This is a genomic window from Pseudomonas sp. 01L34, from assembly GCF_056400265.1.
Genome location: NZ_JBFTSX010000004.1, coordinates 593,250 through 605,903, shown reverse-complemented (window position 1 = coordinate 605,903; position 12,654 = coordinate 593,250). Strand labels below are relative to the sequence as shown.

The window sequence follows — 12,654 nt, the reverse complement described above, 5'->3', positions numbered from 1 at the left end:
TCATGTTGCCGTTCTGGATCGCCCTGCAATTTCTCAGCAGCCTGCCGATTCGCCTGCCGGGCATGCCAACGCCCGAGGAGCTGGGCCGGTCGCTGCTGTTTTATCCGCTGGTCGGCGTGCTGTTCGGTGCCATTCTGTGGGCGCTGAACGGGCTGTTGCAGGGCGCGCCGTTGTTGCTTCATGCCGCACTGTTATTGACTGTGTGGGTGTTGCTCAGCGGAGCGTTGCACCTGGATGGCCTGGCCGATAGCGCCGATGCGTGGCTCGGTGGTTATGGCGACCGTGAGCGCACTCTCACGATCATGAAAGACCCGCGTAGCGGGCCGATCGCGGTGGTGACGCTGGTGCTGGTGTTGCTGCTCAAATTCGCCGCGTCGCTGGCGTTGATTGAGCAGCAGCACAGCGTGGTGCTGATCATCGCCCCACTAATTGCTCGCAGCGCGCTGTTGGGATTATTCCTGACCACACCTTACGTGCGTCCTGGTGGATTGGGGCAGGCGCTGGCCGATCATCTGCCGCGTTTGGCCGGGAAACAGGTGTTGGTGATCAGTGCGGTGGCGTGTGTGTTGATCGCGGGCCTCAGCGGTGTGTGGGCGCTTGCGCTGGCAGCTGTGGTGTTTGTCTGGTTGCGGCAAGTCATGATGCGGCGATTGGGCGGGACGACCGGCGACACTGCCGGGGCGTTGCTGGAGTTGCTGGAAGTAGCGGTGCTGGTGGGGTTGGCGCTGCTCTGAATCCCCGTAGAAGCGAGGCTTGTCAGCCCGCTAAGCGGATTCAGGTGCAGCACACTCTTGGTAGCAGCTGCCGAGCTCGCGAGGCTGCGTTCGGCTGCGAAGCGGTCGCGAGTTCGGCTGAGGCGGTCTGCCTGATGCGCCGCAAGTTCTGATTTTACGACTGCTGCGCAGCCGAACGCAGGCTTCGCCAGCTGTTACAGGTAAAATGTGTCGAAATATTTGCTTTCATTTAACCGCGGGTATATACACGCACCATGCTTCCTTCTCAATGTTTGTGCACTAACCTGCGTCGCGCCGCTCGTGGCGTCAGCAGGCATTACGACGGCGCGCTCGACGGCTTCGGGATCAACGTTGCCCAGTATTCTCTGCTGTGCAACCTGCAGCGTCTGGATCAGCCGAGCATCTCGACACTGGCCGAGGCCATGGGCCTGGATCGCAGCACCCTGGGGCGCAATCTTCGGGTGCTGGAAGGTGAAGGTCTGGTGACGCTGGTCGAGGGCGAAGACATGCGCAATCGCATCGTCCTGCTCACCGAGACGGGGCGCGAACGTCTGGCAGCGGCCTTGCCGGCCTGGGAAGCGGCGCAGCAGCGGTTGATCGACCGTCTGGGTGCCGAGAAGCGTGAAACCTTGCTGAAACTGCTGGACGAACTGGCTTGAGGCCAGTTTTTTCGATCTTAAGCGGGTATATACCCGCTACCGGAGAACAACAATGACATCGATGTGGCGTACGTGCGGTTGGGTGCTGTTGGGCAGTGCGCTGATTCTGGCGTTGTCCCTGGGGGTGCGACACGGCTTCGGGCTGTTTCTGGCGCCGATGAGTGCCGAATTCGGCTGGGGCCGCGAAGTGTTTGCCTTCGCCATTGCCCTGCAGAACCTGATCTGGGGCCTGGCGCAGCCATTCACCGGCGCATTGGCCGACCGCTTTGGCGCCGCAAAGGTGGTGTTGATCGGTGGTGTTCTGTACGCCCTGGGCCTGATGTTCATGGGGTTGTCCGATTCGGCGGTGACCTTGTCCTTGAGCGCCGGGTTGTTGATCGGTATCGGTCTGTCCGGCACCTCGTTCTCGGTGATCCTTGGTGTGGTCGGCCGTGCCGTACCACCGGAAAAACGCAGTATGGGCATGGGGATCGCCAGTGCTGCCGGTTCCTTCGGTCAATTCGCCATGTTGCCCGGCACGCTGGGGCTGATCGGCTGGCTGGGCTGGTCTGCGGCATTGCTGGTGCTGGGCCTGCTGGTGGCGCTGATCGTGCCGCTGGTGAGCATGCTTAAAGACAAGCCGTTGCCGGTGCTCGGGCATGAGCAAACCCTCTCTGAAGCGCTACACGAAGCCTGCTCCCATTCAGGGTTTTGGTTGTTGGCGTTCGGCTTTTTTGTCTGCGGTTTTCAAGTGGTGTTCATTGGTGTGCACTTGCCGGCGTATCTGGTGGATCAACACCTGCCAGCCTCCGTCGGCACCACGGTGCTGGCGCTGATCGGGCTGTTCAATATCTTCGGTACCTATACTGCAGGCTGGCTTGGTGGACGGATGTCCAAGCCGCGTTTGCTGACCGGTTTGTATCTGTTGCGGGCGGTGGTGATTGCACTGTTCCTCTGGGCACCGGTCACTCAGGTCACGGCCTATTTGTTCGGCATGGCCATGGGTTTCCTCTGGCTGTCGACGGTGCCCTTGACCAACGGCACGGTGGCAACCTTGTTTGGTGTCCGAAATCTGTCCATGCTCGGCGGGATTGTTTTCCTGTTCCACCAGCTGGGCTCGTTCCTCGGCGGCTGGTTGGGCGGGGTGGTGTATGACCGAACCGGGAGCTACGACTTGATCTGGCAGGTGGCGATTCTCTTGAGTCTGATGGCCGCGGCCCTGAACTGGCCAGTGCGCGAGCAGCCGGTGGCGCGCCTGCAAACCCAAGTGAGTGCCGCATGAACAGTCTTTGGCCGCGGATGGCAGCCATCGCCGTCGGCGTATTGCTGCTGGCCCTGGTTTGGTGGGGCTGGCATCAGGGTGGGCTGGCATTGATGCAGCTGGGCATGGGTGCTTGCTAGCGAGCTGCTTGCTAGCGAGCGGCGAAGGCGAGTAGTTTCGCGTTCTGACGATTGCTCAAGGATGCACCGACATGCCGATGCGCTGGCTTGCAGTTCCTGCGTTGCTGATGGTTTTTTCCGGGCTGGCTCAGGCAGCTGAATGCCCGGAGCTGTTGCAAGGCTCATTGCCGAAGCTGCGCGCTAAGGAATCCATCGATTTGTGCCAGCGCTTCGCCGGCAAACCGTTGGTGGTGGTCAATACCGCAAGCTTCTGTGGCTTCGCCCCGCAGTTCAAAGGTCTTGAGGCGCTGTATCAGCGCTACAAGGATCAAGGGCTTGAGGTGGTTGGTGTTCCATCCAATGACTTCAGGCAAGAGTCCAAGGATGGCGCAGAGACTGCCAAGGTCTGTTACGTGAATTACGGCGTGACCTTCACCATGACCGAACCGCAGAAAGTCCGCGGCGATGACGCCACGCATTTGTTCAAGGTTCTTGCCGAGCAAAGCAGTTCGCCGAAGTGGAATTTCTACAAATACGTGGTCGATCGCCAAGGCAACGTGATCGCCAATTTCTCCAGCCTGACCAAGCCCGACAATCCCGAGTTCATCGAGGCGGTGGAGAAAGCCCTGGCCTCGAAGCCCTGATCGACGCGCACTAAAAAGCCCCGCCTCTGTACAAGAGTGCGGGGCTTTTTCAATTCAGGCGGCGAGGGGTTCAGGTTCGCCGTGAATGATCAGAAACGGTAGGTCGCGCCTACACCGAAACCGTTTGCCCAGTTTTCATACTTGGCGTTGTAGCTCTGGCGGCCGTTGCTGTTGTTGACCTTGACCGACTCTTCGCGCAGGTACGAGTACGCTACGTCGATGGTCAGGTCGTCGGTCGGACTCCAGCCCGCGCCCAGGCTGAAAATCTTGCGATCGCCAGTCGGAATGCGCGGGGAGCGGTTTTCGTTGTTGGTTGGTGCCTGGTCGACGGACAGACCGGTACGCAGAACCCATTGTTTGTTCAACTGGTACGAAGCACCGATGGCGTGAGCCCAGGTGTCATGCCAGTTCTGTTCTTCGGTGATGGTACCAAACCGGCTGTTCAGGGCTGCAGGGACGCCGCTGTTTTCGACGCTGATTTCTTTCAGGCGGCTCCAGCGAGTCCAGGTGCTGCCCGCGTAGAGGGTCCACTTGTCATCCAGTTGGTGAGTGAGCGAGATATCAACCGACTCAGGAGTCGTTATGTCCAGGGATGCATCGTACTTCTGGTTAGGGTTCTGACCCAGAGCTCCGAGGAGGCTGTAGTTGACCTTGGTGTCACCTTCGAGCTTGTACTTCACTTTCGAGTGGTAGGTCAGGCCAACGCGAGTGCTGTCGGTCGCTTGTACCAAGATGCCGATGTTGTACCCCAGCGCGGTGTCGTCACCTTTGATCTTGACGTTACCGTCCGCTGCGCGCGGGTTTAGTGACAGGTTCGATTCCAGGGTGCCGTCAATGCGGTTGATGGTCGGACCGAAACCGATCGACACCTTGTCGTTGAAGGCATAGCTGATGGTTGGCTGGAGAGTCACGATTTTGACTTCGCTTTTACTGCCGAAGTAACGGCCGGCGAAGCCGTTCTCGTAGTCGGTCACCAGACCGAATGGAGCATAGACGCCGAAACCGACTGCCCACTGGTCATCGAGTGGCTTTACGTAGTAGCCCATGGGCACGCCCATGAAAGGGACCATGTCACCTTTGTTGGTACCACCATTCGGGCTGGAGCTGGCATCACTGATGTCAGCGTGCGCGTCGATAAATGCAACACCGCCGGTCACTTGTTCGCGCTTGAGGCGAGACATGCCGGCAGGGTTACCAAAAACAGTGGATGCGTCGTCGGCAGAAGAAGATCGCCCGGCAAAACCTGTCCCCATCCCGCTGATGCTTTGTTCGTTGAGGGCAAAGCCACTGGCGAAGATCTGGGTGGATGCCAAGGCAACGGCGAGGCTAAGGGTGGTTTTGAGCATTACTTTTTTCATTATTAGAACTCCTGGTGATCACCGGAGCGAAAATTACCAACATTTTCGTCCGGGCGCCATAGCCTGTATTGCTTGATTTAGAGCGGTTTTGTAGGACAATCCGACCAAAATCGCGACCTGTTGGGCGATTTTCTGAAATGGGTGAATCAGCAGGCGACCTGATTCAACGATGAAACACAGGTTTGCCAGGCGTAGGTGAAGTCTCGCAAACGACCTTGGGGCTGGAAGGTCTGGCGCCAGATTCGGGCCATTCCTAGCAAGTCATCGGAGGCGGGGAGGGGAGTGTTCTGTTCTTCTACCAGCAGCCAGGCGATGGCTGTGGCATAACGCAGGTTGACGGTCAATTCCAGGTGCGGCCCGCTGAGAAAAGCATGCTGGCTGGCCAGGCCGCGAACCAGGCTCGCCCGCTCCGGGTCCAGGGCCAGGTAGTGATCCCAGAGGGCCTGGTGGCGGGGCTCGGCGATCCGGTACAAGCCGTGTCCACGGCGGTCATGCAGGGCTGAACCAAGGGCTGACTGACTGGCGGCGATGCCCAGCAGCAGGGATTCGGCAGTCGCGCTATGGCGCCCGAGGTAGATCAATGTCGGACGGATCACATAACGGCACAGTTCGCTGGCAGCGATACCCATAAAGCCCTCGAAACATCAAGTGGTCGGCGATACCTGAAGAGGCCTTGGCAGCTGTGGATCGAATCAGGCTCGCCGTAAGCGGATCAAGCCGCTTGAGTTGAAGTGTAGTGTCATTATTTTGCTGTAAAGGACTGTTTTTAAAATATTTCCGGCTTCGAGTTATAACCGTTATATCGGTTGGTGCTTAGGCAATGGCGGCTAAAAGAGAAATATCGGGCGATAAAAACCCCGCTTTTCAGGGTGATGCTGTTCACCTAAGCGGAGCCGCCTTACCGTCCTTGGCCTGGAAGGCCTTGGACGGTACAGGCGCGACTCACTCTATGGGGGTGTTTTGGAGGAAGGTGCTCAGGAGCCGGCGTACGCGACGGCGACAGGTCGATGATGTAAAGGCACAGTGCAACCACGTTCTACGTGGCGGCGAAGCCCTGGAAGGAGTTGTCCTTGCTCTTCATGTTGACATTGCAAAAGCAAACAGCGACGGCACCAGAATCAGCGACACGGCCAGCAGCAGGGTGTCGTCAGGCAACTTGACCGGGCATTCATAGGGTTTGTTGATTTACGCGCCTTTTCATGAATATTTTTTTTTCTTGGATAAAATGCAGGTGCTTCATTTGACATTTGGGATCCAATGTCTAGAATCGATCGCATGAGCCCCTCGGATGGGCCAAAAAGAATAAAAGTAAGAAGGAAGATACAATGCATGGAAGCTATCCGTATCAGCGTATTGCAGTCTGCAATACCTTCAAATTGCACCTCGCAAAAATCATCACTGAATTTCCCGCCTCGTCGCATTGTGCTGTGAATTATTTTGCTCGCGCACGGTTTTAATTAATTTCGACCTTCATGCATCTAACAGTTTGGATTGTTGATATCCCAAACTTATGGTGCCTGGCTTGCTGTGGGCCGTTATTGGCAGGTTCGCACTTTCGATATTGAATAATCGAAATAGACGTTCGTCCCAAAAAAGTTGGCTGATCAAATGGAATTCCGATTCTCGCTAAAGGAGTGGCTTGGCCATGTTTAAAAGACGCAAGCGCACCGCGCTGGATGATCCCAGTCTGGAACGTGTGAAGTTAACACCCCAGATGCTCACCTACGATCAATTCGCCAGTCGCAGTCGTTCCCAGTACTTGCCTTATGTGATGGGTTTCAATGCCGCCGATTACCGTTCGGAAGCGATCAATACCGATCGGCTCGGATTTCGCCTGGCCTATGATGCGCAAGGTCGGCCGGTCAGTGTTGGCACCCTCGAGGCCAGCACGCTATCAGAGGTGAATTTACTGGTCGGGGCCTCGTCAGCCTTGGGTTACGGGGCTTCCAGTGATGCCGCCTCGGTAGCGAGCCGCCTGTCCACGCATGATCCCGACGCTACGCCATGGCTGAATTTCGCGGGGCATACCTTTAATGCGACCCAGGAATTGATGCTGTTCATGCTGCATGCTCATCGACTGCCCAAAGTGCGACGCATCGTGATCATGGGCGGCTTCAATACTCTGGTCATGGCGCGTCTTCCTGAGTTCATTCGAGGTGATCTGCCACCGTTCTACTTCTGCGGTGACTATTACGAAAAGTTTGATGAAATTGCTGAGGAAAATGGTGCAGAACTGCCGCCTGGAAAACTTCCAAAATGGCCGGCCGAAACGACTGAGGTTCCGCCTGTTTCGCAAACTCTGGTACGCGCTCTGCAAGACACCATGAATTGTCTGACTACCTGGAAACGCCTCGCGGATTCTTTGGGTGCAGAACTTACGTTTGTTCTCCAGCCCTTGGCGACTTGGGTAAGAACGCCGTGTGCCGAAGAACAGAAGCTGTTCAATGAGCTTGATCAGATTTCCCGGTTTGGTACCTGGCAGCATTTATATGGCGATATATCCGCCCCCACGGTCGCGGAATATTACGCCGATAGTCTGGCCAACAGTTGTCATGACTTGGGTGTTCGATTTGCCAGTTTGATCGATGATTTTAGAGAGCGTCCGGATGATGAATGGTTATACGTTGATCGCGCGCACTTTACCGACCTTGGCAGTGATGTCGTAGCACGCGCCATTCATCGATACCTGCAATGAAAATTTAGGGGGCTCTATGTTAAAGCGAATTCGCAAGGCACTTGGTTCTTTGTTCAAGAAAAAGAAAAAAGCCAAGAAGAAAAACAATTCCTCCATATATCCAATGCACTGATGAAGACTAATAGGAAAATCTTTTCCAGCTTCCTCGGGGCAGAGACCGGGGGAGAGGCCAGGCGCATGTTCACGCCGGTCAGCCTGCGCACTTGCCTGGGTGAGGTGCATGGGACGACGGACTTGGTAGACGTCGACTTCACCAGCCCGGCGGCTTTGGCGGGGCTGGCGAGTGTTGCATGCGAGCGGCTTGGGCCGTTGCGCGACGGATTCCGAAGGTTGGCACAGACAATCGAGGGGAACGAAGCGGATGCCCAGGCGTTGCGTGCCAAGGCGGCGTTGGAGTCGGCTCCCTTTCTGATCGGCAGTCAGCACCTGATTCATGGGGTGTGCGGCAGCTGGAATAATGAAGCACGCCATGCCATGGCAGCGCTTAGTATCCATGCGGCGGATGTGGGTGCCGGTCAGCCAGGGGCCAGTCGTATCCAGCGCTACCTGGAATTGCTGCGTCAGCACGCGCTGGCAGATGCTGGCGAAGATCTCTTGCGAGCAGTGGCCGACCCAAGGATCTCGGACGGTGCCTTCAACTTTGCCTCGACCCTGCTCGTATTGGGGCATTTTCCGGAGTCGCTGACGGCCCAGATCCTGGGGATCAACCTTTACCTGCGTCATTGCGGGCTGTTGCCCTCGTTTGAGTTCATCGCCCATAACGAGCCGTCCGCCCGCCAGTTTCTCGATCTGCGTCGCGACCCCGCTGGTAGTGCCGACGATCTTGCCGTGCTCGCCGAAACGGCAGTCCGGGAATTTCTCGTGCAAATGGGCGCTGCCGGAAACGATGGGGTACGCCAAGGCTACCTGTGGGCGCGCCGGCAGGCCGAGGAGATGAACGAAGCGCTGCTCGATGTGCTTGAGCGTTGGCTCGATCCGAGAGAGGCGGCGCGCCACCTGATCAGCCGACGTCGGCTGGATGCTTGTCAATACCATGACAAGACTCAGTTGAATAAGGTGCCGATGAAGCCCTTGCTCGCAGTCGACGACTCCTTGAAGTTTCTCGACCATCTTGCCGCCAGCGCTTACGTGCGGGCGGGCAGGCCGGAATCGAGTCCACTGCTCACCAGCCTGATTTCGCCGCGGGGCAAGATGTTCCGAATCTTCAGTCGCGACGATATTGCCATTCTTCACCGCTGGATCTGCGGCTTGCCTTACTCCGATGCGCCCAGGCAGACCCCGGCTTTCCAGGTATGGAAAGACGACGGCAAACTCGCCGGGGCTCTTCGCGAGGTCGCTGAAACCCAAGCGTTGGTCGCCAGATTCAGCCCGCGACAGGCCTACCCGCGCCTGTTGCGAATAGAGCTCACGCCGTCGGAGGAATCCTATGCCGGTCACTACGTGAAGAGCTGGCTGGCCAGGGCCGCCCGTGGCGTCACCAAGGGGTATTGCTCGTTGCCGGAGCGTTGGGCTCCCGGTGTCTTGCAGCAGTGGTTGCAGGGCCAGCATGAAGCTTCCAACCAGGCACTGGAGCAGGACGAAGAGCTGCCGTCTCGCGATGAGGTGGTCGCCGATATCCTGTCCCTGGCGCCGCTGACAATGATCGACGGGGCCTGGCTGGCCGGGTTCGCCCACCCGGCGGTAGCCTCCACGGCGTACGGCAGCAGACTGTTCGAAACGCTTTTCGATGAGTTGGGCAACGGAATCGAGGCGCAAAACCATCCCGTCATCTACCGCCATCTGCTCAAGGCAGTACATGGCGAGTTGCCGGCCACCGCCGACCCTGGATACGCCAACGCCGCTTGCTTCAACGACGAGAACTTCGAGCTGCCCGTGTTCTGGTTGTCTATCGGGCGATATCCCCAAACCTACTGCCCGGAGATTCTCGGGCTGAACCTGGCGATGGAGCTATCCGGAGTAGGGGGCGGTTACCGGCGTACCCACAAGGCGTTGGTTGCCTATGGCTATCCGACGATGTTCGTCGATCTGCACAACTCCATCGACAACATCTCCACCGGGCATACGGCATGGGCTGCCGCGAGTCTGGATACCTACCTTTGTGCTTTTTCTCGTAGTGACCGTGATGAACTCTGGGCGCGCGTCCGTAATGGATTCGTCGCGCTCAATCCACCCAGGGAGCAAACAATGCTGGATAAGTTTCGCGAAAAAGTGAGGTCGCTGCTATGACGATTACGCTTGGCATCTCTGCCTTTTATCACGACAGCGCGGCCACTCTGGTAGTGGACGGCAAGATCGTTGCCGCGGCCCAGGAAGAGCGTTTCAGCCGGATACGGCATGACCCGGGTTTCCCACGCAAGGCCATCGAGTACGTCCTGAGGAACGCAGGTATAAACCTGGCCGATGTCGACCATGTCGCCTATTACGAAGACCCGGCACTGAAGTTCCGTCGGGTACTCTCGACGGCCGCCGTGGCCGGGCTTTCGGCAGCGCGCACCTACGCACCGGTGCTTGGCGAATGGCTATCAACCAAGCGCCGGATGGACCGTGAGGTCGTGCGTCATCTCAGAGCGATGGGAGACCGGGACGGTCGCCGAATCGAAGTGCATGGTCACCACGAGTCCCACGCCGCATCGGCATTTTTCCCCAGTCCTTTCGAGAGCGCCGCGATCCTGTGTATCGACAGTGTCGGCGAGTGGGCGACGACCACCATCTGGCACGGCAGGCCAGAAGGTATCAAGCTGGTTGCCGAGTTGTCCTTTCCCCATTCGCTGGGCCTGCTTTATTCGGCCTTCACCTATTTCTGCGGCTTCAAGGTGGACTCCGGCGAATACAAACTCATGGGACTTGCGCCATATGGCAAGCCTCATTACGTCGACACGATCCTCTCGCATCTGATCGATGTGAAGCCCGATGGCAGCTTCAGGCTCGACTGGACCAAGTTTGAGTTCATCAAAGGCCAGGTCATGACGGGCGATGCCTTTGAGCAGCTGTTCGGTGGCCCCCGGCGCTTGCCCGAGGCCCCCCTTACCGATCGCGAGTTCGATTTGGCCGCATCGGTGCAGAAAGTCACGGAGATCGTCGTTTCGCGCCTGGCCAAGACCGCCCGTGAGCTCACTGGCGAGACCGCGCTGTGCATGGCCGGGGGCGTTGCCCTTAACTGCGTAGCCAACGGCGTGATCTCGCGTGAGCGGATATTCGACCGTCTGTGGGTGCAACCGGCGGCTGGCGATGCGGGTGGCTCGCTGGGCGCCGCGCTGCTGACTGACCGCAAGTATCGCGGCGTAGCAAGCCGCGAGCTGCCTGCTGGCGTGCGTGATGGCATGAGCGGAGCATTGCTTGGGCCGGAGTACAGCGAAGAGCAGATCAGGGACGAACTGGAAGCCTGCGGCGCTGTTTTTCACAGGCTTTCGCCGGAAGAGCTCGACCAGCGGGTGAGCACCAGCATCGAGGACGGCGGGGTCATCGGCTGGTTCCAGGGGCGAATGGAGTTCGGTCCGCGATCGCTTGGCAGCCGTTCGATCCTGGGTGATCCGCGCCGCTCGGACACCCAGTCAAACATGAACCTGCGCATCAAGTTCCGCGAGTCCTTCCGCCCCTTCGCTCCCGTGGTGCTTGAGGAAAAAGCGGCAGACTACTTCGACATCGTCGAGGAAAGCCCCTACATGCTGGTGGTCTCGCCCATTGCAACGGGCATTCGCAAGGCGATCCCACAGGAGAGTGCGCGGCTTACCGGGATCGACTTGCTCAAGTTGGTGCGTAGCGATCTGCCGGCAATCACCCACGTGGACTTCTCGGCAAGGGTGCAGACCGTTGACCGGGAGCGCAACCCGCGGTTCCGGGCGCTGCTTGAACACTTCTATCAGCGTTCAGGGTGTCCTGTATTGGTCAACACCTCGTTCAACGTGCGCGGTGAGCCGATTGTGAACACGCCGTTCGAAGCCTATCGCTGCTTCATGCGTACCAACATGGATGTGCTGGCGATTGGCGACTTCTACCTCGATAAATCGGAGCAGCCTCAGTTCGAGGAGGCGGTCGACTGGCGCGAGACAGTACCGCTGGATTAACTCTTTCATACACTAGGGAAGGTGCACTATGGATTATGTTCTGCTCTACCTGATCCTGCCGTTGGGGATGTTTATCCGACGAACCAAGGCGTTCGCCCATCAGCCGGACCCCAAGGTCACCTCATACCTGAACCGCAAATCATGAGCGTCATGGCCATGGATGTTCAGGAGGCTTCATTGGTACAGGTGGTGGTCGTCAATGATCCCGACCTGACCGGGCTGGAGGGCTGTCGTGTGAGGCTGGCCGAAACGCCGCACTGCGCTGAGAGTGTGGGAGCAGTCGGCGGGGACTGGCTCGGCACAGTGTTGGGCCGGGACATCGTCGAGGCAATTCGCGCATTTCCTGACAGCCCTCACAAGGCGCTGCTCATCAGAGGCATTTCGCTCTCTACGGACGTCGCGACGCCGCGCAATGGTTTCCTGCCCAACGCCGAGTGTGTTCTTGACTTCGATCTGCTGCACTTTGGCATGTTGCGGCTGCTGGGTGTCAGGCCGCATGCAGTCGAGTATGAGAACTTCGGCAAGCTGGTCAGAAACGTCGTTCCGGTTCCGGAGGCCGCGGGCACCACCAGCTCTTGGGGCGCGGATGTGGAGTTTTTCTGGCACACCGACAATCCCAACTGGCCCTTCGCCGATCAAAGCCGAAATGTCGCGACCGCCGTGCCGAACTTCTTGGCCTTTACCGCCGTGCGCAACTTTGAAGGCGCCTCCACCGACATTGTTTGTGTGGATCATGTCCTTTCAAAGCTGCCCGGCTGGGCGATCGCCCAGTTGCAGAAGTCTGCCTACACCTTTGGTGCCCCTGCCTCCAACGAGGGCTTCGATGGCCAGCCGAGGGTGCTGCCGGTGCTGGAGCACGACGAGGGCGGTTATCGCCTGCGCTTTGACGATGGCATCGTGGCCGCCCTCGACCTGGACAGCGAAAAGGCACTTGGGCTCCTGCGCCAGTGCCTGCGCGATGCCCAGGGTATAGAGGTGGTGTTGCAACCAGGCGACTTCTTCATTTTCAAAAATGCCCGCGTGCTGCACCGCCGCAAGGCGTTCCAGCCTCTGCTCAACGGCAAGGCGCGCTGGCTGCGCCGGGTGTACGGCAGTTGAGCCTTTGCTTCAAGAACCATCACACAACAAACATCACAGTAGA

At 58.4% G+C, this 12,654-nt stretch carries 11 protein-coding genes and 1 pseudogene; 9 read left to right on the top strand and 3 right to left on the bottom strand.

Annotated elements, in window-relative coordinates:
* The first annotated feature begins 2 nt into the window (after nucleotides 1-2).
* From AC1DQM_RS14770 to AC1DQM_RS14750, 5 genes are all read left to right on the top strand, one after another.
* Nucleotides 3-734, top strand: coding sequence for an adenosylcobinamide-GDP ribazoletransferase (locus AC1DQM_RS14770; RefSeq protein ID WP_477746413.1), 732 nt, complete (start codon nucleotides 3-5; stop codon nucleotides 732-734).
* Nucleotides 735-988: 254 nt separating this feature from the next.
* Nucleotides 989-1,393: a MarR family winged helix-turn-helix transcriptional regulator gene (locus tag AC1DQM_RS14765; RefSeq protein ID WP_007898923.1), complete on the top strand. Its 405-nt coding sequence runs from the start codon at nucleotides 989-991 to the stop codon at nucleotides 1,391-1,393.
* Nucleotides 1,394-1,445: 52 nt separating this feature from the next.
* On the top strand, nucleotides 1,446-2,654 hold the full coding sequence (locus tag AC1DQM_RS14760) for an MFS transporter (RefSeq protein ID WP_019579647.1): 1,209 nt from the start codon (nucleotides 1,446-1,448) through the stop codon (nucleotides 2,652-2,654).
* The gene (locus AC1DQM_RS14755; RefSeq protein ID WP_007936107.1) at nucleotides 2,651-2,773 is read left to right on the top strand and encodes a hypothetical protein; all 123 of its coding nucleotides are present in this window, start codon (nucleotides 2,651-2,653) and stop codon (nucleotides 2,771-2,773) included. Before AC1DQM_RS14760 ends, AC1DQM_RS14755 begins: the two co-directional genes overlap by 4 nt.
* A gap of 71 nt (nucleotides 2,774-2,844) precedes the next feature.
* Complete coding sequence (locus AC1DQM_RS14750) at nucleotides 2,845-3,396, top strand: glutathione peroxidase (protein ID WP_305411662.1); 552 nt, start codon at nucleotides 2,845-2,847, stop codon at nucleotides 3,394-3,396.
* Between the two features lie 89 nt (nucleotides 3,397-3,485).
* On the opposite strand, the gene AC1DQM_RS14745 is transcribed toward AC1DQM_RS14750, so the two are convergent.
* The 3 genes and pseudogenes from AC1DQM_RS14745 to AC1DQM_RS14735 form a co-directional block, all read right to left on the bottom strand.
* Nucleotides 3,486-4,754: an OmpP1/FadL family transporter gene (locus tag AC1DQM_RS14745; protein WP_064619339.1), complete on the bottom strand. Its 1,269-nt coding sequence runs from the start codon at nucleotides 4,752-4,754 to the stop codon at nucleotides 3,486-3,488.
* Nucleotides 4,755-4,900: 146 nt separating this feature from the next.
* Nucleotides 4,901-5,383 carry a hypothetical protein gene (locus tag AC1DQM_RS14740; protein ID WP_007936111.1) on the bottom strand — a complete coding sequence of 161 codons (483 nt, stop codon included), beginning with the start codon at nucleotides 5,381-5,383 and terminating at the stop codon, nucleotides 4,901-4,903.
* 410 nt (nucleotides 5,384-5,793) lie between these two features.
* A pseudogene (locus AC1DQM_RS14735) lies at nucleotides 5,794-5,915 on the bottom strand (phosphatidylcholine/phosphatidylserine synthase); the annotation flags it as partial.
* A gap of 484 nt (nucleotides 5,916-6,399) precedes the next feature.
* Between AC1DQM_RS14735 and AC1DQM_RS14730 the strand changes: the two are divergent.
* The 4 genes from AC1DQM_RS14730 to AC1DQM_RS14715 all read left to right on the top strand — a co-directional run bounded on the left by AC1DQM_RS14730 (nucleotide 6,400) and on the right by AC1DQM_RS14715 (nucleotide 12,611).
* Nucleotides 6,400-7,449 (top strand): hypothetical protein, encoded by a 1,050-nt coding sequence (locus tag AC1DQM_RS14730; RefSeq protein ID WP_477746412.1) that lies wholly within the window; start codon nucleotides 6,400-6,402, stop codon nucleotides 7,447-7,449.
* A gap of 177 nt (nucleotides 7,450-7,626) precedes the next feature.
* The gene (locus tag AC1DQM_RS14725) at nucleotides 7,627-9,675 is read left to right on the top strand and encodes an iron-containing redox enzyme family protein (protein WP_477746411.1); all 2,049 of its coding nucleotides are present in this window, start codon (nucleotides 7,627-7,629) and stop codon (nucleotides 9,673-9,675) included.
* Nucleotides 9,672-11,513, top strand: coding sequence for a carbamoyltransferase family protein (locus AC1DQM_RS14720; protein ID WP_086945827.1), 1,842 nt, complete (start codon nucleotides 9,672-9,674; stop codon nucleotides 11,511-11,513). Before AC1DQM_RS14725 ends, AC1DQM_RS14720 begins: the two co-directional genes overlap by 4 nt.
* A 141-nt stretch (nucleotides 11,514-11,654) precedes the next feature.
* On the top strand, nucleotides 11,655-12,611 hold the full coding sequence (locus tag AC1DQM_RS14715) for a TauD/TfdA family dioxygenase (protein ID WP_064619327.1): 957 nt from the start codon (nucleotides 11,655-11,657) through the stop codon (nucleotides 12,609-12,611).
* Nucleotides 12,612-12,654 lie beyond the last annotated feature (43 nt).